Annotated in this window: 20 protein-coding genes; 11 read left to right on the forward strand and 9 right to left on the reverse strand. The window is 63.3% G+C overall.

What is annotated here, in order from left to right:
- The first annotated feature begins 82 nt into the window (after window positions 1-82).
- From hpaH to HP556_RS07555, 6 genes are all read left to right on the forward strand, one after another.
- Window positions 83-889, forward strand: a complete 807-nt coding sequence (hpaH, locus tag HP556_RS07530; RefSeq protein WP_175366494.1) for a 2-oxo-hept-4-ene-1,7-dioate hydratase — start codon at window positions 83-85, stop codon at window positions 887-889.
- Window positions 890-905: 16 nt separating this feature from the next.
- On the forward strand, window positions 906-1304 hold the full coding sequence (locus HP556_RS07535; RefSeq protein ID WP_175366495.1) for a 5-carboxymethyl-2-hydroxymuconate Delta-isomerase: 399 nt from the start codon (window positions 906-908) through the stop codon (window positions 1302-1304).
- Window positions 1297-2838, forward strand: a complete 1542-nt coding sequence (gene hpaE, locus HP556_RS07540; protein WP_175366496.1) for a 5-carboxymethyl-2-hydroxymuconate semialdehyde dehydrogenase — start codon at window positions 1297-1299, stop codon at window positions 2836-2838. The genes HP556_RS07535 and hpaE overlap by 8 nt, the downstream gene beginning before the upstream one ends.
- A gap of 172 nt (window positions 2839-3010) precedes the next feature.
- Window positions 3011-3994, forward strand: a complete 984-nt coding sequence (gene hpaD, locus HP556_RS07545; RefSeq protein WP_175366497.1) for a 3,4-dihydroxyphenylacetate 2,3-dioxygenase — start codon at window positions 3011-3013, stop codon at window positions 3992-3994.
- A gap of 28 nt (window positions 3995-4022) precedes the next feature.
- Window positions 4023-4892 carry a fumarylacetoacetate hydrolase family protein gene (locus tag HP556_RS07550; RefSeq protein WP_175366498.1) on the forward strand — a complete coding sequence of 290 codons (870 nt, stop codon included), beginning with the start codon at window positions 4023-4025 and terminating at the stop codon, window positions 4890-4892.
- Window positions 4893-4907: 15 nt separating this feature from the next.
- Complete coding sequence (locus HP556_RS07555; RefSeq protein ID WP_175366499.1) at window positions 4908-6536, forward strand: thiamine pyrophosphate-dependent enzyme; 1629 nt, start codon at window positions 4908-4910, stop codon at window positions 6534-6536.
- A 236-nt stretch (window positions 6537-6772) separates the two neighbouring features.
- Here HP556_RS07555 and HP556_RS07560 read toward each other — a convergent pair whose 3' ends face one another.
- From HP556_RS07560 to HP556_RS07590, 7 genes are all read right to left on the reverse strand, one after another.
- Entirely contained in the window at window positions 6773-7990 is a 1218-nt protein-coding gene (locus HP556_RS07560; RefSeq protein ID WP_089265100.1) for an ABC transporter substrate-binding protein, read from the reverse strand.
- A gap of 110 nt (window positions 7991-8100) precedes the next feature.
- A complete protein-coding gene (locus HP556_RS07565) occupies window positions 8101-9345 on the reverse strand; it encodes an MFS transporter (RefSeq protein WP_175366500.1) in 1245 nt (414 codons plus the stop codon).
- 81 nt (window positions 9346-9426) lie between these two features.
- Entirely contained in the window at window positions 9427-10077 is a 651-nt protein-coding gene (gene alkB / locus HP556_RS07570; protein ID WP_175366501.1) for a DNA oxidative demethylase AlkB, read from the reverse strand.
- A 21-nt stretch (window positions 10078-10098) separates the two neighbouring features.
- Window positions 10099-10845, reverse strand: a complete 747-nt coding sequence (locus HP556_RS07575) for a 2OG-Fe(II) oxygenase (RefSeq protein ID WP_175366502.1) — start codon at window positions 10843-10845, stop codon at window positions 10099-10101.
- Window positions 10846-11165: 320 nt separating this feature from the next.
- On the reverse strand, window positions 11166-11855 hold the full coding sequence (locus tag HP556_RS07580; RefSeq protein ID WP_175366503.1) for a DUF2848 domain-containing protein: 690 nt from the start codon (window positions 11853-11855) through the stop codon (window positions 11166-11168).
- An 82-nt stretch (window positions 11856-11937) separates the two neighbouring features.
- A complete protein-coding gene (locus HP556_RS07585; protein WP_175366504.1) occupies window positions 11938-13302 on the reverse strand; it encodes an amidase in 1365 nt (454 codons plus the stop codon).
- Between the two features lie 40 nt (window positions 13303-13342).
- The gene (locus HP556_RS07590; RefSeq protein ID WP_068735784.1) at window positions 13343-13675 is read right to left on the reverse strand and encodes an AtuA-related protein; all 333 of its coding nucleotides are present in this window, start codon (window positions 13673-13675) and stop codon (window positions 13343-13345) included.
- 214 nt (window positions 13676-13889) lie between these two features.
- Between HP556_RS07590 and HP556_RS07595 the strand changes: the two genes are divergently transcribed.
- From HP556_RS07595 to HP556_RS07610, 4 genes are all read left to right on the forward strand, one after another.
- Window positions 13890-14303 carry a Zn-ribbon domain-containing OB-fold protein gene (locus HP556_RS07595; RefSeq protein ID WP_120291263.1) on the forward strand — a complete coding sequence of 138 codons (414 nt, stop codon included), beginning with the start codon at window positions 13890-13892 and terminating at the stop codon, window positions 14301-14303.
- Between the two features lie 4 nt (window positions 14304-14307).
- Window positions 14308-15447, forward strand: coding sequence for a thiolase C-terminal domain-containing protein (locus HP556_RS07600; protein WP_175366505.1), 1140 nt, complete (start codon window positions 14308-14310; stop codon window positions 15445-15447).
- A gap of 148 nt (window positions 15448-15595) precedes the next feature.
- Window positions 15596-16519, forward strand: coding sequence for an SDR family NAD(P)-dependent oxidoreductase (locus HP556_RS07605; RefSeq protein ID WP_175366506.1), 924 nt, complete (start codon window positions 15596-15598; stop codon window positions 16517-16519).
- Between the two features lie 232 nt (window positions 16520-16751).
- Window positions 16752-18053 (forward strand): MFS transporter, encoded by a 1302-nt coding sequence (locus HP556_RS07610; RefSeq protein ID WP_175366507.1) that lies wholly within the window; start codon window positions 16752-16754, stop codon window positions 18051-18053.
- Between the two features lie 57 nt (window positions 18054-18110).
- On the opposite strand, the gene HP556_RS07615 is transcribed toward HP556_RS07610, so the two are convergent.
- Window positions 18111-19343 carry a tetratricopeptide repeat protein gene (locus tag HP556_RS07615; RefSeq protein WP_175366508.1) on the reverse strand — a complete coding sequence of 411 codons (1233 nt, stop codon included), beginning with the start codon at window positions 19341-19343 and terminating at the stop codon, window positions 18111-18113.
- 306 nt (window positions 19344-19649) lie between these two features.
- On the opposite strand from HP556_RS07615, the gene HP556_RS07620 reads away from it, so the two are divergent.
- The gene (locus HP556_RS07620) at window positions 19650-20765 is read left to right on the forward strand and encodes an SMP-30/gluconolactonase/LRE family protein (RefSeq protein WP_175366509.1); all 1116 of its coding nucleotides are present in this window, start codon (window positions 19650-19652) and stop codon (window positions 20763-20765) included.
- A gap of 154 nt (window positions 20766-20919) precedes the next feature.
- Here the strand turns inward: HP556_RS07620 and ppc are convergent, their stop codons facing one another.
- The gene (ppc, locus tag HP556_RS07625; RefSeq protein ID WP_210269123.1) at window positions 20920-23697 is read right to left on the reverse strand and encodes a phosphoenolpyruvate carboxylase; all 2778 of its coding nucleotides are present in this window, start codon (window positions 23695-23697) and stop codon (window positions 20920-20922) included.
- Window positions 23698-23713: the final 16 nt, after the last annotated feature.

The following is a 23713-nucleotide window of genomic DNA, read 5'->3' on the forward strand; positions in this document are numbered from 1 at the left end:
TGTCACGTCCAGGGTTTGATCGCAACAACTTAACATGTTAATCGGTTTTCCGCGCGGCTTTTCTGCGCGGGATGACGACGCGATGGCACTCACCTCTTCAGACATATCAAGCGCGGCGCAGCGCCTGCATCACGCCGAGAAGACGCGGACGCAGATCCGGCAACTGTCGCTGGATCATCCCGGCATCACCATCGACGATTCCTACGCGATCCAGAAAGCCTGGATTGCAATCAAGACCGGCGAAGGCCGTATCGTGCGCGGCCACAAGATCGGCCTCACCTCCAAGGCGATGCAGAGCGCGCTGAATATCGACGAGCCGGATTCCGGCGTGCTGCTCGACGACATGTTCTTCGCCGACGGCGGCATCGTTCCCACCGACCGCTTCATCGCAACACGCGTCGAGGCCGAACTGGCTTTCGTGATGAAGACACGGCTCGCGGGCCCGGATTGCACGATGTTCGATGTGCTGAATGCCACCGACTTCGTGGTCCCGGCGCTGGAGATCCTCGACACGCGCGTCGAGCGCGTCGATGCGGCGACGAAAGCCACGCGAAAGATTTTCGACACCATCGCCGACAACGCCGCCAATGCCGGCATCGTGCTCGGCGGGCGGCCGATGCGTCCGCTGGACACCGATCTGCGCTGGGTCGGCGCCATGTGCCATCGCAACGGTCAGCTCGAGGAAACGGGCCTCGCCGCCGGTGTGCTGAATCATCCCGCCACCAGCGTCGCCTGGCTGACCAACAAGATCGCGCCGCATGGGCTAGCGCTGGAACCCGGTCAGGTCGTTCTCGCCGGCTCGTTCATTCGCCCCATCGAGACCCGCAAAGGCGACACGATCCAGGCGGACTATGGCCCGTGGGGCACCGTGAGCTGCTACTTCGGCTGAACAGGGATCACGCACCATGCCGCATTTCACCATCGAATATTCGGCCAATCTCGACGGCGCGATCGATATCAGCGCGCTCTGCGAGGTCATCCGCAACGCTGCGGTGCAGACCGGCATCTTCCCGCTCGGCGGCATTCGTGTGCGCGCGATCCGCTGCGAGCATTACGCCATCGCCGACGGCCGCGCCGGCCTCAGCTTTCTCGATATCCTGCTGCGGATCGGCGAAGGCCGGTCGGTCGAGGCTCGCCAGACGGCTGGTGCGCATATCTTCGATGTGGTCTCGACCCATCTCGACAACGTCTTTGCGTCCGGCAGATTCGCATTGTCCTTCGACATGCAGATCAATGACAGCGCGACGAGCTGGAAGCGCAATCCCATTCACGACCTGCTGAAAGCCGAGGCCAACAATGGCTAAGACCCCTGCCGATCCCGCCGCCGTCTTTGCTGCCAATCAGGAACGTGCCGCGCCGCTGCTGAAAAAGCTCACGGCCGACGGCATCGGCAATATCATCGACGGCCAGATCGTGCCGTCCTCGTCGGGTGAGGTGTTCGAGACGACGTCGCCGATCGATGGAAGCGTGCTTGCGCAGGTCGCGCGGGGCACGAAAGAAGATATCGACAAGGCCGCCAAGGCCGCACAGCGCGCCTTCAAGGAATGGCGCGACATGGCGCCGACCACGCGCAAGAAGCTGCTGCATCGGGTTGCGGATGCCATCGAGGACAATGCCGACGATATCGCGGTGCTGGAATGTATCGACACCGGCCAGGCGCATCGCTTCATGGCCAAGGCCGCGATCCGCGGCGCCGAGAATTTCCGCTTCTATGCCGACAAATGCCTGGAGGCGCGCGACGGCCTGAACATGCCGGCCGATGAGCACTGGAATGTCTCGACCCGCGTGCCGATCGGCCCGGTTGGCGTCATCACGCCGTGGAACACGCCGTTCATGCTGTCCACCTGGAAGATCGCACCGGCGCTGGCCGCCGGCTGCACGGTGGTGCACAAGCCGGCCGAATGGTCGCCGGTCACGGCTGACCTGCTGGCGAAGCTCGCCAAACAGGCCGGCCTGCCCGACGGTGTGCTCAACACCGTGCACGGCTTCGGCGAAGAATCCGGCAAGGCGTTGACCGAGCATCCCGCCATCAAGGCCATCGCCTTTGTCGGCGAAAGCGCCACCGGCTCCGCGATCATGGCGCAGGGTGCGCCGACGCTGAAGCGCGTGCATTTCGAACTCGGCGGCAAGAATCCGGTGATCGTGTTCGACGATGCGGATCTGGACCGCGCGCTCGATGCCGTGGTGTTCATGATCTACTCGCTGAATGGCGAGCGCTGTACCTCGTCCAGCCGGTTGCTGGTGCAGGCGAGCATTGCCGATACATTCATCGAGAAGCTCACGGCCCGCGTGCAGGCACTGAAGGTCGGGCATCCGCTCGATCCCAGAACCGAAGTCGGCCCGCTGATCCATGAGCGGCATCACGCCAAGGTCTGCAGCTATTTCGACATCGCACGGCAGGACGGCGCGACCATCGCCGTCGGCGGCAAGCCTTATGACGGCCCCGGCGGCGGACATTACGTGCAGCCGACGCTGGTGACTGGCGCGCACAAGGACATGCGCGTGGCACAAGAGGAAGTGTTCGGCCCGTTCCTCACGGTGATCCCGTTCGGCAACGAAGCCGAAGCCATCGAAATCGCCAATGCCGTGCAATACGGCCTCACCGGCTATGTCTGGACCAATGATGTGGGCCGCGCGCTGCGCGTGGCCGACGCGCTGGAGGCCGGCATGATCTGGCTCAATTCGGAAAATGTCCGCCACCTGCCGACGCCATTCGGCGGCATGAAAGCCTCCGGCATCGGCCGCGACGGCGGCGACTATTCGTTCGAGTTCTATATGGAGACAAAACATGTCTCGCTGGCGCGCGGGACGCATAAGATACAGCGCCTCGGTATCTAGACTGTCATTCCGGGGCGCGTGCGCCCTTACGCACGTGAACCCGGAATCTCGTGCGGTTCATCACCTCTGAACCGCACGGCATCGAGAAGTGATGAACATATCGGGATTCCGGGTTCACGTGCGCTAGTGCGCACGCGCCCCGGAATGACGAGATAAAAACACAGGAAACGCCATGCCCGTGCCGACCCACGTGTTCGATCCGCCCTTCAATATCCTGCGCTCCAGCCACGTCGTGCTGGACGTCACTGATCTCAAGGCCAGCCGCGCCTTCTATGAGAATGCGGTCGGCCTGCATGTCGAGGATGCCGACAGCGACACCGTCTATCTGCGCGCCGTCGAGGAGCACCAGCATCACTCGCTGGTGCTGCGCAAGGCGGCTACGGCCGCCTGTCATCGGCTCGGCTTCCGCGTCGCCAGCGAGAACGATCTCGACAAGGCCGCCGCCTGGTTCGCCGCCAACGGCGTCACCTATTCCTTCGTCGAGCGCTCGTTTCAGGGCCGCACGATGCATGTCACCGATCCGTTCGGCTTCCAGATCGAACTCTATGCGACCATGGAGAAGCGCCCGCATCTGCTGCGCCGCTTCGATCTTTACAAGGGTTGCCATCCACAGCGGCTCGATCACTTCAACGTCTTCGCCGCCGAGGTGCAGGACACCGTCGACTTCTATGCGCGGCTCGGCTTCCGGCTGACCGAATATGGCGAGGAGGACGGCGACAATGGCCGCATCGCCGCTGCCTGGATGCATCGCAAGGGCAATGTCCATGACTTCGCCATCACCAATGGCAAGGGGCCGCGGCTGCACCACTTCGCCTATTGGGTGCCGACCGCGATGAACATCCTGCATCTCTGCGACGTGATGGCGTCATCGGGCTATCTGAAGAACCTGGAGCGTGGCCCCGGCCGTCACGGCATCTCCAATGCGTTCTTCCTCTATGTGCGCGATCCCGACGGCCATCGCCTCGAACTCTACACGTCAGACTACCAGACCATGGACACCGACCACGAACCGCTGCGCTGGTCGCTGAAGGACCCGCGCCGCCAGACCCTGTGGGGCGCCCCTGCGCCAAGGTCATGGTTCGAACAGGGCTCGCCATTCAATGGGCAGGCAGTGCGCGAGCCGGCGTTTGTGGCTGATGTGACGATTGCGGATTGATGACAACAGAGTGTGAGGAACACGCGCGATGACCCATCCCCGCCTCGCCACCTTCACCGTCAACGGAGCCCTGAAATACGGCGCCGTCACCGACGATGGTCTCGTCGATCTGTCCGCGCGCTACGGCGGGGATTATCCGACGCTGCGCGAGGCCATCGCCCATGGGGCCTTGCACCGGCTCGCAGATGCCGCTGCCAACCAGCCTGCGGATTTCGCACTGGACGCCATCACCTGGCAGCCGCCGATCCCCGCCCCGGAAAAGATCATCTGCATCGGCGTCAACTATCCGGACCGCAACGCCGAATACAAGGACGGTCAGGACGCGCCGAAATATCCTTCGATGTTCATGCGCACGCCGCGCTCCTTCGTCGGGCATGAGGCGCCGCTGGTGCGGCCGCGCGTATCCAGGCAGCTCGACTATGAAGGCGAAGTGGTGCTGGTGATCGGCAAGGCCGGGCGACACATCGCCGAGGGCGATGCGCTGGACCACATCGCTGCGCTGACGCTCTGCAACGAAGGCACCATCCGCGACTGGGTGCGGCACGCCAAGTTCAACGTCACGCAAGGCAAGAATTTCGACTCCACCGGCAGTCTCGGGCCATGGATCGTGCCCTATACCGACGAAAGCCAGATCGCTGACATCCGCCTCACCACGCATGTCAACGGCGAGCTGCGGCAGGACGATCGCACCTCGCGGCTGATGTTCGGCTTCCGCTATCTCCTGAGCTATATCTCGACCTTCACGACCCTCGTGCCCGGCGACGTGATCGTGACCGGCACGCCGACCGGCGCCGGCGCACGCTTCGATCCGCCACGCTATCTTACCCCCGGCGATGTGATCGAGATCAAGGCGGACGGCATCGGCACGCTGCGCAATGGCGTCGTCGACGAACACTAACGGATTGGAATACGCATGACTGTTCTCACCGGTGGCGAAGCCATCGTCAGCGGGCTCAAGGCGCACGGCGTCGACACGATCTTCGGCCTGCCGGGCGCGCAGGTCTATGGTCTGTTCGACGCCTTTCATCAGGCGAAGCTGAACGTCATCGGCGCGCGCCACGAACAGGCCTGCGGCTATATGGCCTTCGGCTATGCCCGCGCCTCGGGTAAGCCCGGCGTGTTCAGCGTGGTGCCCGGCCCCGGCATTCTCAATGCCAGCGCGGCGATGCTCACCGCCTTCGGCTGCAACGAGCCGGTGATGTGCCTCACCGGTCAGGTGCCATCGGACTATCTCGGCAAGGGCCGCGGTCATCTGCATGAGATGCCGGACCAGCTCGCGACGCTCCGTAGCTTCGTCAAATGGGCCGAGCGCATCGACTATCCCGGGGACGCGCCGACCAAAATGGCGCGCGGGTTTCAGGAGATGATGTCCGGCCGCCGCGGTCCCGTGGCGCTGGAAATGCCGTGGGACGTGTTTACACAGCGCGCGGAAACCGCTGCAGCGACGACGCTTGAACCGTTCGCAGCGCCCTCGCCCGATCCTGATCGCATCAAGGCCGCCGCCGCGCTGATCAAGGGGAGCAAATCGCCGATGATCTTCGTCGGCGCGGGCGCGATGGACGCAGGCGACGATATCCTCGCACTCGCGGAGATGATCGACGCGCCCGTGGTCGCATTCCGCTCCGGCCGCGGCATTGTCAGCAATGCGCATGAACTCGGCCTCACCATGGCCGCCGCCTATAATCTGTGGCCGCAGACCGATCTCATGATCGGCATCGGCTCGCGGATGGAATTGCCGACCACGTTCCGCTGGCCGTTCCGGCCGGAGGGACTGAAGTCTATCCGTATCGATATCGATCCCGTCGAATTCCGACGGCTTACAGTGGATGCGCCGATCGTTGCCGATGCGGCAGAAGGAACGCGCGCGCTGGTCGCCGCCGTAAGCAAGGCCGGATATACGAAGACGGCCGGGCGTCGCGAGACGATCCGCGCAGCCTCGGCGAAAGCGCAGAAGGACATCCAGGCGATCCAGCCGCAGATGGCCTATCTCGACATCCTGCGCGACGTGCTGCCCGACAATGCCATCGTCACCGACGAACTGTCGCAGGTCGGCTTCACCTCATGGTTCGGCTTCCCGGTCTATCAGCCGCGCACCTTCATCACCTCGGGCTATCAGGGCACGCTCGGCTCCGGCTTCCCGACCGCGCTCGGCGCCAAGGTGGCGCATCCGGACCGGCCGGTGGTAGCGATCACCGGCGATGGCGGCTTCATGTTCGCGGTGCAGGAACTGGCGACGGCCGTGCAGTTCAAGATCGGCGTGGTGACGCTGGTGTTCAACAACAATGCCTATGGCAATGTGCGGCGCGACCAGTTGCAGGTGTTCGACGGCCGCGTGGTCGCCGCCGATCTGGTCAATCCGGATTTCGTCAGGCTGGCGGAATCGTTCGGCGTCGGTGCTATCAGAGTAACGTCACCGGCGGAGTTTCGTCCGGCGCTGGAGAAGGCGCTTGCCGATGGCGGGCCGTATCTGATTGCGATCGACGTGGTCAGGGACTCGGAAGTCAGTCCGTGGGCGTTCATTCATCCGAAGAAGCCAGCTTAACCTCTCCCCGCTCTACGCGGGGAGAGGTCGACCGGCGTAGCGCAGCGAAGCCGGTCGGGTGAGGGGCGAGGCAAGAAAGAGGACACATGTTCAACCTCTCGGATCGAAGATGTGCGATCCGATAGGAATAGTTCGCAGCAACTGCAGTGGATGCCCCTCACCCGCCGCGCCCCTCGATGCTGCGCATCGAAAGGCGCGTCGACCTCTCCCCGCAAATGCGGGGAGAGGTTAGCGCGTTACTGCTTCACCGGCGGATCCAGCAGCGTGCATCCGCCATCCGCAATCGGCCGCATGATGTCTTCCGCCTTCACCTTGCCCTTGATGCTGAGCAGGTCCCACTCGCCTTTGACCTCCGACGGCTTCTTCACTTCTGCCAGCAGCATGTCGTTCATCAGCCGGCCGTCCTCGCGCACGCGGGCGCCCGGCGCGAAGAAGTCGTCGACCGGCATCGCCTTCATCTGACGCATCACCTTCAGACCGTCATTCTCGTTGGCGGCTTCCGCAGCGCGCAGATAATGTTTCACGGCGCTATAGACGCCGGCCTGAGCATGGGTCGGCATCTTGCCGTGCTTGGCCATGAAGCGTTTGCCGAATTCGCGGCTCTTGTCGTCATTGTCCCAGTAATAACCCTCGAGATACTGCACGCCCTGCGTAGCTTCCGAGCCCAGCGCCTTCACGGATGTGAGATAGAAGATCAGCACGGCCAATTTTTGTTTGCCTTCGCCGATCTGGAATTCGCGCGCCTGCTTGATATTGGTGACGGTGTCGCCCGAGGCATTGGCGAGCGCGATCACCTTGGCGCCGGAGGATTGCGCCTGCAGCAGGAAGGACGAGAAATCCATCGTGCCGACCGGGTGCTTCACCGCGCCGAGCACCTTGCCGCCGGCAGCTTCCACCACTTTCGAGACTTCCGCCTGCATGGCGATACCGAACGCGTAATCCGCCGTGATGAAATACCAGGTGTCGCCGCCCTGCTTGACCACGGCCTTGGCGATGCCCTGCGCCAGCGAATAGGTGTCGTAGAGCCACATCGCGGCTGTCGGCGCGCATTGCTTGCCGAACACGTCGGCGGTGGCCGAGCCGACATGCACCAGCACCTTGCCGCGCTCGCGCGCCATGTTCTGCACTGCCAGCGAGATCGCCGAATTGCCGATGTCGAAGATCGCATCGACGCCCTGCTGATCGTAGAGATCGCGCGCCAGCGACACGCCGATATCGGTCTTGTTCTGATGATCGGGTCCGAGCAGCTTCACCGGCTGGCCACGCACCTTGCCGCCGACATCGTCGATCGCAAGCTGCGCCGCAACCACGCTGCCGGTGCCGCCGGCATCGGAGAACACCGAACTCTTGTCGTTCAGCACCGCGATGGTGAGAGGTTTGGTGATGGGGTCGGCAAGCGCCGAACCGTTCAGGCAAGCAACAGCGATGGCAGCCAATATGCCCATTCGGGTCATTGTCGTTTCCTCGTTCTGGTTTTTATTGAGGAAAGCGTAATGGCGGCCGAATGCCTTGGCCAGCGAAATTTAATCGATCGATTAAATCGAATTCCGACGCGCGGAAAGCATCAGACAACCGGTATCGATGCGCTCCGCCGCTGCCACCGAACCGCAGCGAGCGCCAGTAGTCCAGCACCGGCGACCGCCCAGCATGCGACGGGCGCCCAGTGCAGCAACGGCGCATAGTCCGGCAGCTTCTGCAATCCGCCGGCGACGGCGGCCATGCGTGCGAAGGTCGCGAGTGCGAGCGCCGAGAAGACGAGACCGATGACCTTGCCCTCGGCGCCGGTCTCGCCGATCGCCATCGCCGCCGACACCGCGCTCATCATCATGCAGCCCCATGCGGCGCCGGCGATGAACTGCGCCGCGATCAGCATGTTGAGATTCACTGCGAACTCCGCGCCGATCACCGCAAGCGCGCCGAGCAACCCGGCTACCCCGATGACGAGGATTCCGCCCTGGCGCTTGACCACCGCGCTAGCCGGAAACATCGCAATGTTGAAGCCGATCCAGAATATCGGCATCAGCCATTCCAGATCGGCCGGCTTGGCGAAGCGCAGGAACATCGGCGCGCTGTTGATGCTGAAATGCAATTGGAAACCAAGCGCGAGAATGACCATGGCAGCGATGAACAGCATGGGCATGCGGCCGAGCGCCTTGCCTTGCGCCGGCGAAGCCTTTGCCTCACGGGCGCTGACCTGCACGAGGCCCCGCTCGACGCGCGACAGCGCCAGCGTCACGATCAGCAAAACCACGCCGGCAACAACGAAAGGCAGCCGCGGATCGACGCCGCGCAATGTCGCGCCGAGATAGGGCGCCAGCGCACCGGCGACGCCATAGCCGAGCATGGCCAGCGCAGCGAGAAACGGCCGCGACGGGCGCGCGGCATATTTGCCGAGCAATGTCAGCGGCGGCGCGCGCAAGGCGGAGGATGTCGCCGACCAGATCACGATCAATACAATGAGCGCGACTTGCGCCTTCGGTCCCTGCCCGGCGACGAAAGGCAGCGCGACGAAGGCCGCGCAGGACACCGCGGTCAGGATGCCGACAATGAGACCGAGCCGCCCGACCACGCGCGCGATCCTGTCAGCGACCAGACCCATCGCCGTATCGGTCACAGTGAAAATCGCCTGATCGAGCATCAGGATGACAATCACGACGGTCGGCGCAATGCCGACATCGGCGACAAGCTTCGGCAGATAGATCACATAGGTGACCCAGCCCAGCGTGAAGACCAGTTGCAGAACGGCGAGATAGACGCCCGCGCCATTGCTGGTGGCGGCCTGTGTGCCGGTTCGTTCCTGCTCGCTCATGGTCCCCTCGCCCCACCCGACCATAGAATGGTCGCGGCAGCCAAGGAAAGCGTTCAACACGCAGCGCTCAACAGGTCTCGTTCAGCAGGTCTTGCGGAAGGTCAGGTTGATGCGCTGGCCGCCCATGACCGGATGTTCGCCGTCCGGCAGCGGCGCGACGCCGTGATAGGCCAGCCGCGCCGGGCCGCCCCAGACCACGACGTCGCCATGGGTCAGACGATAGCGCTTCTGAGGCGCGCTGCGGGTGAAACCACCGAACAGGAATGTCGCCGGCAGGCCGAGCGAGACCGAGACGATGGGGGCGCGCAGATCCAGCTCGTCCTTGTCCTGGTGCAGCGAGAGTTTGGCACCGGGCTTGTAGCGATTGATGAGACAGGCATCCGGCACGAAGGCCTCGAAGCCGGCCTGAACCGCCGCGCGCGCGGCGAGATCGCGAAACGGCACCGGCATCTCGGGCCATCGCTTACCGCTGTCGGGATCGACGGGGTCGTAGCGATAGCCCCGGGGATCCGACACCCACCCGACACGGCCGCAATTGGTCATCGCGACCGACATGGTGTGACCGCCCGGCGTGACCAGATGGCGGAACGGCGCCGCCTTCACGATCATACGCAGCGCGGCGATTACATCCGGCTGTTCGGCGGCGAAGAAGTTGCGCAGCAGAACGGCTCCCTCGGCGAGCTCTTCGCACGCAGGCTGGTCATCCCTGATATCGGCGAACAGGTCGGTCATCGCGGTTGTTCAGTCGTCCCGTCACTTCGCATCGTGAAAGATCACCCCGAGCGTATGGCGCCGGCCCGACTTCACGCGGCTGACGCCATGGCGCAGATTGACGCGGTAGCTGCCGCGCGTGCCGGCAACCGGTCGGTGATGCACGGCGAACACCACGGCATCGCCCTGCCGCAAGTCTACCACTTCGGCGCGCGACTGCATGCGCGGACGCTGCTCCGTCAACACGAATTCGCCGCCGGTGAAATCCTCACGTGGCGCCGACAGCAGGATCGCGACCTGTAGCGGAAACACGTGTTCGCCATAGAGATCCTGATGCAGGCAGTTGTAGTCCCCGGCTTCATATTGCAGCAGCAGCGGCGTCGGTCGGGTCTGTCCGGCGTCGTGGCAGCGCTTGAGAAACGCGGCGTGATCGGCGGGAAAGCGCACGTCGATCCCCATCGCCTCGTTCCAGCGATTGGCGATTGTGCTCAATGGTCCGTAGAGCGCCGGACGCAGGCCGGCGATCGGATCGGGCAGCGGATAGTTGAAATATTTGTATTCGCCGCGGCCGAAGCCGTGGCGGCCCATGACGATGCGGCTGCGGAAACGGGAATCGTCGGGATAGAGCGATGCGAGGTGACGACACTCATCGGGCGTGAGCAGTTTCTCGAACACGGCGCAGCCCTGGACGTCGAGTTCGGCGCCGATGCGCTGCCAGTCGATGGCGGCAACGCGCGCCTGCGGCGCGGCGTCATTGTTTTCTGGACGCTTCTTCGCGAGTGAAACCATGTCATCGCCTCCGTCATCCGGCCGCGATCATGTTGTCATGGCCTGTTGGCCATTTTAGGGAGATGGGCGGGTGAAACCACCCGATTTCTGGGCCCCTAACCTCTCCCCGCCTTTTGCGGGGAGAGGTCGGACGGCGAAGCCGGCCGGGTGAGGGGCGAGGCACGGCAGACGTAAAAAACACCCGACCATCGGATCGAAAAACGAGAGACCCGAGAGCGAGTGACTGGGGCCGCCAGCGGTGACCGCCCCTCACCCGCTCCGGCTGCGCTGCGCTTCGCCGGATCGACCTCTCCCCGCAATGCGGGGAGAGGTTAGGAACTTCAGCCCACCACCGGCAATGTCTTCACATCATAGCCATGGCTGATCTTGCGCTTCAGCACGGGGTCTTCGATCTCGTAGTCGAAACGATCGGCCGGACGGATGCCGCCCTTGGCGGCGAAGGTGCCGCCGAACATGGCGGTGCCGTCTGGCAGCTTGTCGCTGTCGAAACCTTTCTTGATCAGTTCGGCCACCGGCAGCATGCCGCTCAGCAGGCCCTCCTGATACAGCACCTTCTCGCCCTTGATGGTGGCCCAGGAGCGCAGAATGATCTGGTCCCAGTGCGGAAGCAGTTCGGAGAGCTCCCACACGACAGGTGCGATCGGCTTGTCGCACATCTGCTTCGACACGGTGATGTTGTAGGTCTCGACCTTGCGGTCGGTATGGTCGGAGCCGACGCCGACATAGGTCTTGCCGCCTGACGCGATCAGGCAGAATTCGACTTCGCCCGAGGAATTCTCGTCGGTGCATTCGATCATGCCGTCAGTGGTGAAGCGGCGCGCCGAGCAGCGGTAGTAGATCGGCGTCGAGGCCGGCGGCGCGATGCCGAGCGCCTCGAGTTCCTTGATGTGATGATCGCGTGCGACGGGATCGCGGCCGGTCCAGCCGGCGATGACGCCCTGCGTGATCTTGAGCGTCAACGGCGTCTTACTGCCTTTTGCGTCCAGCGTGAACGCGATCTCGGTGGTCATATGGTTCTTCCTTGCTTGCAATTGAAAGTGAGCTCCGGCGTCGCGCTCCCTCTCCCCGCCTGCGGGGAGAGGTTAGAAAACATCAGCCACGAACGAGCGTCTCCATCCCCGCAGCGAGTTCGAAGATGCGACGGTCCGCGCCGCCGGCGGCTGCCAGCATCAGGCCGACGGGCGCTTCGTCCTTTGCGTGGATCGGCAGCGAGATGGCGCAGCCGTCGATCATGTTGATTAGCGTGCAGTTGCGCAGCGCCATCAGGTTCTGCTTCGAGAACACCTTGTCGTCAGCCATGTCGGCAATCGACGGCGGCGTGATCGCGCAGGTCGGCAGCACCAGCGCATCGTAAGGAGCGATGCGCTTTTCGGTGCGCGCGATCAACGAACGGCGCATCGGCAGGAGATCGAGATAGTCGGCGGCGTTCTGGGTCTCGCCGCGCTGGATGCGCAGCGAGACTCTGGGATCATAGACGTCACCCTTGCTGGCCAGGAGATAGCGATGCCAGGCGTAGCTCTCAGCCGCCGTAAAGCCGCCCTTGGTGCTCATCGGCGCGATGTCGTTGAACTCAGGCACTTCGATGCGCTCGATGATCGCGCCCTTCGCGGCGAGCTTCTTCAGCGCACGCTCGAACGCTGCTGCGACAACAGGATCGAGATCGTCCATCGCCATGGTGGTCGGTACAGCGAGGCGCATGCCCTTGATCGGGCGCGGCGTGAGCTCAAATTCCGGTTCGCCGGCCAGCACAGCATCCATCGCCGCGCAACAGGCGACCGAGCGCGCGAGCGGACCGATGCTGTCGAGCGTAAAGGACAGCGGCACCGCGCCATCGAGCGGCACGCGGCGCTGCGTCGGCTTGTAGCCGACGATGCCGTTGAAGGCCGCGGGAATGCGGCAGGAACCGCCGGTGTCGGTACCCAATGCCGCATGCGCCATGGCATCGAGCACGGAAACGGCGGCGCCGGAGGACGAGCCGCCGGGCACATGGCCAACCTCGCGCTTCCACGCGCCTTTGGGCGTGCCGTAATGCGGATTGGTGCCGATGCCCGAATAGGCGAATTCGACCATGTTGGTGCGGCCGATCACCACGAAGCCGGCGCGGCGCAGACGCGCGACGGTGGGCGCGTCGGCATCGGCCGGCGCGGAATCGTCCAGCGCGCGCGAACCGGCGCGGGTCACCTGCCCCTTGATGTCGAACAGATCCTTGATGGAGATCGGAATGCCGGCAAAGCGCGACGGCGCGGCATTGGCCTTGCGCAGCGCATCCATGGCATCGGCGGCGGCCAGTGCCGCATCCTTGTCGACATGGATGAAAGTACGCTCGCCCTCGCCGTTCGGATCGGCGATTTTGGCCAGACAGGCTTCGACCAGTTTGCGGGACGTGGTGCGGCCGGCAGCGAGATCGGCGGCCAGGCTGGCGAGGGTCGGTGCGGTCTGGTGGAAGTCGTTGCTCATGGTCGCGGCATCCTGTGTGTCATGCCGGACCCGCAGGTGGTCACGGCGCCCGGTCGGTATCGCCGAAAGTGTCCTCGATTTCCAGATCGAGCAGCGCGGAGCTGAGCGATTTGCCATGCGCATCGAGCGCCAGCGATCGCGTCACCCCGCCGCCAAGCGCCTGATCCATCACGAAGTTCAACGCTGCGAGATTGGGCAGCTCGTAGCGGACCACCTCGCCCGCGACGATGCCCGCAAACAGGGCCTTCACGCGCGCGGCGGTCACCTGGGATACTATCAACGGATATAGCTTTGCGTCAAAGGCAATTACCGAGATGTTGGAAATGTTGCCTTTGTCACCTGTGCGGGAATGGGCGATCTCGCGCAGCTTCACGTCATGCTCCCTGAACCATCCGTACCAACCTACCCTGCCTGGTTGCAGCGGGACAAGCCTCGCACGTATTTCAACCGGAATTCCACGTCGTCCCGCAGTGAGCAGATACGGCCATGCAGCACGCGCGCTGGACCGCCCCCGGTGGAATGTGGAATGTCCATCCAGAGGACAACGAACGGGGCCAAATCCCCGTCCAAGGGAGAGAACACGACACATGGCTGAACCAGCCCGCGCGCGGCCGAAACCGACACCGGAAACCCAGCATTATTGGGACGGCGCAAAAGCCGGCGAACTCCGCCTGCAGCGCTGCGACGATTGCAGCAATGTGTATTTTCCGCCGCGGCCGTTTTGTCCCGGCTGCGCCTCGCGCAAGGTGTCGGTGTTCAAGGCCTCGGGCAAGGGTTTCCTCTACAGCTACGTCATCAATCACCGGCCCGCCGCGCCGGGCTTCACGCCGCCTTACGCGATTGCCGTGGTCGAGCTTGAGGAAGGTCCGCGGCTGATGAGCAACATCATCGATTGCCCGCAGACGCCCGAAGCGCTCGAACTCGACATGAAGCTCGAGGTCGCCTTCGAGAAGCTCGACGACGCCATCACCCTCCCCGTATTCCGTCCGGCGAAGGGCTGAGATCATGCGCAGAAACGCAGTCGCCGTTGTCGGCGCAGCCGAGACCACCGAGCTCGGCGTCATCCCGAACATGTCGCAGCTCCAGCTTCACGCGGATGCGGCGCTCAACGCCATCAAGGATGCCGGGCTGAAACTGTCCGACATCGACGGCATCGCTACCGCGGTCGAAACGCCGCAGCAGATCGCGCATTATCTCGGCATCACCCCGACCTGGGTCGACGGCACATCGGTGGGCGGTTGTTCCTTCATGCTGCATGTTCGCCACGCGGCCGCGGCGATCGAGGCCGGCCTGTGCAAGACGGTTCTGATCACCCATGCCGAAAGCGGCAAGTCGATGATCGGCAAATTGCCGCGCTCGATTCCGGCGGACAGCCTGCAAGGCCAGTTCGAGGCGCCTTATGGCGTCTACGGTCCGCCGAGCATGTTCCCGATTCCGGTGCTGCGCTACATGAAGACCCATGGCATCACCCATGAGCAGATCGCCTCGGTCGCCGTATTCCAGCGCGAATGGGCGGCGAAGAATCCGCGCGCGATGATGAAGGCGCCGATCACGGTCGAGGACGTGCTGAACTCGAAGATGATCGCCTATCCGTTCCGCATCCTGCAATGCTGCCTCGTCACCGATGGCGGCGGCGCGCTGATCCTGACCTCGGCGGATCGCGCCAAGGATTTCCCGAACAAGCCGGTCTATATTCTCGGCACCGGCGAGAGCGTAGAAACGCCGATGGTCAGCCAGATGAGGACCTTCGATTCATCGCGCGCCTTCACCGTGGCCGGGCCGACTGCGTTCCGCGAGGCAGGGATCACGCACAAGGACGTCGATCACCTGATGATCTACGATGCCTTCGCGCATCTGCCGCTGTATGGTCTCGGCGATCTCGGCTTCATGCCGCATGAGGAGACCGGCAAGTTCATTGCCGACGGCAACACCCGCCCCGGCGGCAAGCTGCCGATGAACACCAATGGCGGCGGCCTCAGCTATATGCATTCCGGCATGTACGGCATGTATGCGCTGCAGGAGAGCGTGCGACAAATGCGCGGCATCGCACCGGCGCAGGTGCCGGGCGCGAAGATTTCCGTCTGTCACGGCGTCGGCGGCATGTTCGCCGCGTCGGGCACGGTGATTTTTACGAACGAGAAGTAACTCACCCTCGGTGTCATTGCCGGGCTTGACCCGGCAATCCATCTTCTTCGGAAAAGGCATCTTGCGAAGACAGATGGATACGCGGGTCAAGCCCGCGTATGACGACTGAGAATATTTCGCCAGAATTCACCACCAAAGGAAAACCCACATGGCATCTACCAAATCACTCGACGGCAAGGTCATCGTCGTCACCGGCGCGGGTCGCGGCATCGGCCGTGGCATTGCGCTGCTCTGCGCGGCTGAAGGCGCCAAGGTCGTCGTCAACGATCCCGGCGTCGGCACCGACGGTTCGGGCGGCGATGGCGCGGCTCCGGCCGAGCAGGTCGTCGAGGAAATCAAAGCAGCCGGTGGCACCGCCGTTGCCAATTTCGAGTCCGTCGCCGAAGCGATCCCGGCCAGCAAGATCATCAAGCAGGCCGTGGATACCTACGGCAAGATCGACGGTGTGGTGAACAATGCCGGCATCCTGCGCGACGCGATCTTCCACAAGATGTCGATCGATGCGTTCGAGATGGTGATCAAGGTCCATCTGATGGGCTCGTTCTACACCTCGCACGCCGCCGCGCGTTACTTCCGCGAGCAGAACTCCGGCTCGTTCGTGCACTTCACCTCGACCTCGGGCCTGATCGGCAATTTCGGCCAGGCCAACTATTCGGCCGCCAAGCTCGGCATCGTCGGCCTGTCGAAGTCGATCGCGCTCGACATGGGCCGCTTTGGCGTCAATTCGAACTGCGTCTCGCCCTTCGCCTGGAGCCGCATGATCGGCAGCATCCCGACCGAGACCGAAGCCCAGAAGGCCCGCGTCGAACGCATGCAGCGCATGGGTCCGGAAAAGATCGCACCGCTGGTGGCGCATCTGCTCTCCGACGACGCCAAGGAAATCTCCGGACAGATCTTTGCCGCGCGCATGAACGAGATCTTCCTGATGGGCCAGTCGCGCCCGCTACGCTCCATCCACCGCGCCGAAGGCTGGACCCCGCAGAGCCTCGCCGAACACGGCATGCCGGCGCTAAAGTCGTCGTTCTACAAGCTCGACCGTTCGGCTGACATTTTCAGCTGGGATCCGGTCTAAGCGTCTAATCGGCTCGCGGGAGCATCAGTCCCGCGAGCCGATTTCTACAACCCAGAATTTAAAACGAAACAATATTACTCAAATAGCTATGCATAGCGGTCTTATCTGACCCGAGATCGAGCTAATTTCGTCATAAAGAATTCAAACGCCGGCCAAGACCGGCTATGTCACCAGCAATACGGGTTTGACGTCACGCATGTGCGGACGAAACCGCATTTGCTGGACGAACATCATGACAGATCACGCGGGCGCGATGCCCTCCGCGGCCATGCCGCATTCCAAGCCGCTGAATTCCCCCGCCCGCGTTTTGCTGGCGAGCCTGATCGGCACCACGATCGAATTCTTCGACTTCTACGTCTACGCCACCGCCGCGGTGCTGGTGTTTCCAAAACTGTTCTTCCCGGCTGGCAACGACACCGCCGCGCTGCTCGCGTCCTTCGCGGTGTTCTCGATCGCGTTCTTTGCGCGTCCGTTCGGCGCCGTCGTGTTCGGCCATTTCGGCGATCGCGTCGGCCGCAAGACCACGCTGGTCGCAGCATTGCTCACCATGGGCATCTCGACCGTGCTGATCGGCCTGCTGCCGACGCATGCGCAGATCGGCCTTGCCGCGCCACTGCTGCTGGTGCTGTGCCGTTTTGGCCAGGGCTTTGGACTCGGCGGTGAATGGGGCGGCGCAGTGCTGCTCGCCACCGAGAACGCACCGGAAGGCAAGCGCAACTGGTACGCCATGTTCCCGCAGCTCGGTGCGCCGCTCGGCCTGTTCCTGTCGTCCGGCACGTTCTTCATCCTGCTGCATTTCGTCTCGCCGGAAACGTTTCTGAGCTGGGCGTGGCGCGTGCCGTTCCTCGCCTCCATCGTGCTGATCGCCATCGGATTGTGGGTGCGCCTGTCGATCACCGAGACGCCGGAATTCCAGAAGGCCATCGAGAAGGCCGAGCGCGTTGCCGTCCCCAGCATGGAGCTGCTGCGCAAGCACAAGCGCAGCCTCGTGCTCGGCACACTGGTCGGTCTGATGACCTTCGTATTCTTCTATGTCTGCACGGCCTATCTGCTGTCCTACAATGTCGGTATCGCGAAGATGTCGCTGCTCGATGCGCTCAAGGTGCAGATCGCCGGCGCCGTCGCCTTCGGCACCACCAACATCCTGGCCGGCCTGCTCGCCGACAAGATCGGTCGCCGCACGCTGCTGATCGCCAATTGCCTGATGGTGATCGTGTTCTCGTTCTTCCTGGCGCCGCTGCTGTCAGGCGGCGTGGCGGGCATCTATGCCTTCGCGCTGATCGGTCTGGCGATCTTCGGCATCAATTACGGCCTGATCGGCGCCGCACTCGCGGCACCGTTCCCGACCACCGTGCGCTATACCGGCGCGTCGATGACGTTCAATCTGGCGAGCATCTTCGGTGCCTCGCTGGCGCCTTATATCGCCACCTGGCTGCAGGCGAATTATGGGCTCGCTTACATCGGCTATTACGTGCTCGCCGCCGCGGTGATCACGCTCATCGCGATCTTCGTGTCAGACAAGCACGAGGTTTGAGCGCGCTCGCATGACGATCTCAAAGGGGCAGCGCTGGCGCTGCCCCTTTTTTGTTTGTCAGTTCGACGCCTGCTGCCGCTTGAGCTCGTTCCGCGCAGCGTCACGCTCGAATTCGCCATCGCCCCGGCACACCTCAGCTGCCTTTTTCAGATAGGGCAACGCTTCCTGCGGCTTGTGCTTCACCATCAGATACTGACCGAGATAGAACGACACGCCGCAAGGGCCGAAGTCGTCCTCCAGCCGCATGTCCTTCATTATGGCGAGCATCTCCTCGCGACTCATCTGGCCGAGATAGACCGCGACCATCGGCCATGGCCAGCCCTTGCGATCGAGCGTATCGGTATTGCGTTTCAGCTCGCCCACGTCGTAGTCGCCGCTGCGTGCCCGCGCGATGTAGCGCAGCAGCTTGCCCAGTTCGTATTGCGGCGTCTTCTCGACCACATCGCCGAAGTCGGCGGCAGCCTCGGCGAAATGTCCCTCGATGAAGTTCATATGCGATCGCCGGTTACGGGTGTCGGGATCGTCCGGCCTCAGCTTTAGCGCCGCGTCCAGGTCCGGGATCGCGCCGGCAAAATCGCCCTTGCGCGCAAAGGCGATGCCGCGGTCAACATGGGCGCCGACGTCGTTCGGATCGCCGGCCAGAACGACGTCGAAATCCGCGATCGCGCCGTCATTGTCGCCCCGTCGAATCCTGACGTCAGCGCGACCACGGTGGGCATAGGTGTCGCCGGGCTTGATCTGCAGCGCAGCGTCGTAATCGGCCAGCGCCTTGCTAAAGTCTTTCTTGGCGGCACGGCTGTTACCGCGCAATGCGAACGCCGCATAGTCTTTCGGATCGACGCGGATGGCTTCCGAGAAATCTGCGATCGCGCCATCGATGTCGGCCAATCTCTTGCGCAACATTCCGCGTCCGCGATGGTAGGACGAATTGCCCGGCTGCAGGCGAATCGCCTTGTCATAATCGGCGCGCGCCCGCACGAAATCGCCCTTGGATTCATAGGCGCTCGCCCGCGAGCCGAAGCCCGAGGCGTAAGTGGGATCGAGGGCGATCGCCTTGTTAGCATCCGCGATAGCCAGATCGAATTCGTCGAGGCGGTTGTGGACCATGGCGCGCGCGCCATAGCCTTTCGCAAAATCAGGATTGAGTGCGATGAACGCAGTAAAATCCGCGCGCGCCGCCTCCATATGGCCGAGTTCGAAGTTCCCGATGGCGCGAAGGCGAAGCGCTTCGGAGCGCTCGGCATCCGTTGCGCCGGGACGATCGATGATATCGCTACAGCCTGCGATCATCCGCTGATCCATCGGCGGGCGACATCCATTATCCGCGTGCGCTGACAATGATGTGGCGAACAGCAATGCTGCAGAAGCGACTGCAACACATATGTGACAGCGAAACGACGACATGGGGAACCGCGCATCAAATGAGAGCTTTGGTGTTGGTCGCATGGAACTATCAAAACGTTCACTGCGCTGCGATGCGCGCTTGTGCACCGCCATGACCGCGCGGCAGCATCGAATTGTGTAGCATCGCCGTCGCAACGGTATTTAGACTGCTGGCAACGGCTGGAGAAAACCAGAAAAGCCGGGAGGACGACGATGCCAACTCAGCTCACGCAAGACTCTGCTCACCCCGCCGCACCATCCCACTCACTCAGTCGCAGAAATATCCTAGGCAGCGCCGCTGCATTGGCAGCGACGACGCTGATCGCACCTGATGCACTCGCGCGCAACTTCGGTCGCGGTGCGGAGCCGCAGCGCTATCCCGATCCTGATATTGTCGTCATCGACGCCAATCGCTTCAAGGCGAGAGTCGGCAACACCGTCATCAAGCGGCTCTATACGGGCTGCCTGTGGGCGGAGGGACCGGCGTGGAATGCACAGGGTCAGTATCTGATCTGGAGCGATATCCCTGCCAATCGCCAGTTGCGTTATCTCGACGATGACGGCCACATCTCCGAGCGCTTCCGCTATCCATCCGAGGAGAGCAACGGGAATTCGTTCGACACCGAGGGCCGCCAGCTTTCCGCGCAGCGCACGCGTCTGGTCCGCTTCGAGCATAATGGCAGCGTCACGACGCTGGCTGAACAGGCAAACGGCAAGCCGCTGAACGGACCGAACGATATGGTGGTCAATCCGATCGACAAGGCGATCTGGTTCACCGATCCCGGCTACGGCGCCATCAATCTCTATGAAGGACAACGCGCGGCGGCGGGCGTCACGCAACCGTACCAGAAGGAAGCGGTGTATCGCATCGATCCAGCGAGCGGCCAGGTGAACAAGGTCGCGGACGATCCGTTCAAGCCGAACGGGCTCGCCTTCAGTCCGGATTACAAGAAACTCTATGTCTGCGACACCGGCATCACGCATTATCCCAATGCCAAGAATGTCGTCTGGCAGTACGACGTCGACGGCGGCAAGCTCAGCAATGCGAAGCCGCTGATCGACATGACGCTGGATGGCAAGTCCGGCTTCCCTGACGGGCTGCGCGTCGACACCGAAGGCAATATCTGGGTCGGCGCCGGCTGGGTCGGCGAGGGCTATGACGGCGTGCAGATCTTTGCGCCGGACGGCCAGCGCATCGGCCAGATCAAGCTGCCGGAGACCTGCGCGAACGTGTGTTTCGGCGGCAAGAAGCGCAACCGGCTGTTCATGACGGCGAGCCAGTCACTCTATGCGGTCTATGTGGAAACGCAGGGCGCGCATTTCTGTTGAGGGACCCACGTCGCAGCCAGCCGCTTCGCGCGACTCTCTCCACGTCATGCCCGGGCTTGACCCGGGCATCCAGCTTTGCGGCAAGCAACGGAGAAGATGGATGGCCGGGTCAAGCCCGGCCATGACGTAGGGATAGGACGTAGCGTCTCCACGACTACCCGCTATTCCGCAGCCCCGCCGAGATGCCATTGATCGTCAGCTGAATCCCGCGCAGCACCTGCTCGTCCGGATTATTCGCACGGTGCTCTTTCAGCAGCTCGACTTGCACGTGGTTGAGCGGATCGAGATACGGGAAACGGTTGCGGATCGAGCGATCGAGCAGCGGGTTGTTTTGCAGCAAGCGCTCCTGCTCCATGATATCCAGCAGCGTCTCGATGCACAGATGCCATTCGCCGCGAATGCGGCCAAAGATGGTCTCGCGCAGCTTTTGGTCGGCGACGAGCTCAGCATAGCGCGAGGCGATGGCGATGGAGCTCTTGGCCAGCACCATGTCCATGTTGGACAACAGCGTGCGGAAGAACGGCCATTCGCGGTGCATCTCCTGCAGGAACGCCATGCCCTTGTCGGGATGATTGGCGAGCCACGCCTCGATGGCACTGCCGAAACCATACCAGCCGGGCAGCATCAAGCGGCACTGCGCCCATGAGAACACCCAGGGAATGGCGCGCAGGTCCTCGATGGCGCGGGTCTTCTTGCGCGAGGCCGGACGGCTGCCGATGTTCAGCGTCGAGATCTCGTTGATGACGGTGGATTCCCAGAAGTAATCGACAAAGCCCTCGGTCTCATAGACCAGCCCGCGATAGGCCTTGAAGGCCAGTTCGGAAATCTCCTCCATGGCTTCGAGATATTCGCGGCGCGGCGCGCTGTGCTTCGGCGCCAGCAGGCTCGCTTCCAGCGTCGCGGCGGCCAGGATCTCCAGATTGTTGCGGCCGACCTCGGCGTTGGAATATTTGCTGGAGATGATCTCGCCCTGTTCGGTGATGCGGATCTGCCCGTCCACCGCGCCGCCGGGCTGCGCCAGGATCGCATCGTGGCTCGGGCCGCCGCCGCGGCCCACAGAGCCGCCGCGGCCATGAAACAGCCGCAGCCGGATGTGATGCCGCTCGAACACTTCGATGAGCTCGATCTCGGCCTTGTACAGTTCCCAGCCGGACGTAACGAAGCCACCATCCTTGTTGCTGTCGGAATAGCCGAGCATGACTTCCTGCACCGCGCCGCGGCTGTCGACCAGCTTGCGATAGTCGTGCAGCGAGAACATGCGGTCCATGATGGCTGCAGAAGCCTGCAGATCCTCGATGGTTTCGAACAACGGCACGATATTGATGGCGCTGCGGCCGGAGCAATCGACGAGCCCGACTTCCTTCAGCAGCACCGCGACTTCGAGCATGTCGGAGACGCCCTTGCACATGGAGATGATGCATTGGGGGATTGCCGCCGCGCCGAATTTCGCATGAACCTGCGCCGCCATACGGAACAGTGCGAGTTCGCCCAGCGTCTCATCGCTGTATTTGACGAACAGCGAGCCGAGCGGCCGCGCATTCTTCAATTCATTCGTCAGCAGCGCGATGCGCGCTTCCTCGCCGAGCGCGAGATAGGACGTGCCGGGCATCGCCGCGTCGATCAGTTCGGCGACGGTGCGCTCATGCACAGCGGAATTCTGCCGGATGTCGAGACTGGCGAGATAGAATCCAAAGCAATCCACCGCGCGGCGCAGTTGCCGCAGCCGGCCGCGGGCGATGACTGCGGAATTATCAGCGATCAGCGAACGATCGAGCACATCGAGATCGGCCTTGAACTCCTGCGCCGATGCGTAAGCCGGGGCATCGCCCACGGCCGCGCGGCGGTTCGGCAATTCGAGCGCATGGGCCGTCGCCGCCATGCGGGCATAGACGCCGGAGATCGCCAGACGATAGGGCTCGCCAGCGCGGTGCGGCGATGGATCAGGGGAGCGTTCGGCCAATGCGCGGAGTTCATCGGAGACATCCGCGAGATGCGCCGCCATGGACAGTTCCGCGCCCAGCGCGTGGAGTTCGTCGAGATAGAAGCTGAAGGCGCGCCTGCTCTGCAGCATCATGGTGCCGCGCATCACATCTGCCGTGACGAACGGATTGCCGTCGCGGTCGCCGCCTATCCAGCTGCCCATGCGCAGGAACGAGCCGAGTTCGGCAGCGCCGCCCTGCGCGCGCAGGCTGTCTTCCAGCACACAATGCAGCCGCGGCACTTCGCGCAGGAACGTGTAGTCGTAGAACGACAATCCGTTGGCGACCTCGTCGAGCACCGTCAGCTTGCTCCGGCGCAGCAGATTGGTCTGCCACAGCGTCACGACGGCGCGGCGCAACTGTTCCTCGGACGCCTCAATCTCCTCGGCGGTGAGCTGCATACGCTCGCGCCGGTCCAGCAATGCCGCGATTTCCATTTCGCGGTCGATGGTGCTCTTGCGGCGCACTTCCGTGGGATGCGCGGTCAGCACCGGACTGATCAGCGCCTGGCCGAAGAACTTGCTGAGCAGCGCCGCATCGATGCCGGCTTCGCGCGCGCGCTTCACCGCATGGGCCAGCGTGCCCGATGCGTTGGCCGCATTCGCGCGCTGCGCTCGCATCCGGCGGATGTTGTTCTGGTCCTCCGCGATATTGGCGAGATGGGAGAAATAGCTGTAGGCGCGAACGATGCGCACGGTCTCGGCGATCGACATGCCGTCGAGAATGGCTTCGAGTTCACGCCGCGCCAGCTTGTCCTCGTCGCGGTGAAAACGGACCGAGGTCTGACGGATGTTTTCGACGAGGGCGAATACCGCCTCGCCTTCCTGATCGCGCACGGTGTCGCCAAGGATGCGGCCGAGCAGCCGGATGTCCTCGCGCAGCCGGGCATCGGCCTCCTGGTGAGCAGGATCGTCACCGCGCTGGGATGCGGGTTCTTCGGTGGACAGGGTCAGGGACACAAGGACGCTC

This window comes from Tardiphaga robiniae (genome assembly GCF_013359755.1).
Lineage (GTDB): Bacteria > Pseudomonadota > Alphaproteobacteria > Rhizobiales > Xanthobacteraceae > Tardiphaga > Tardiphaga robiniae.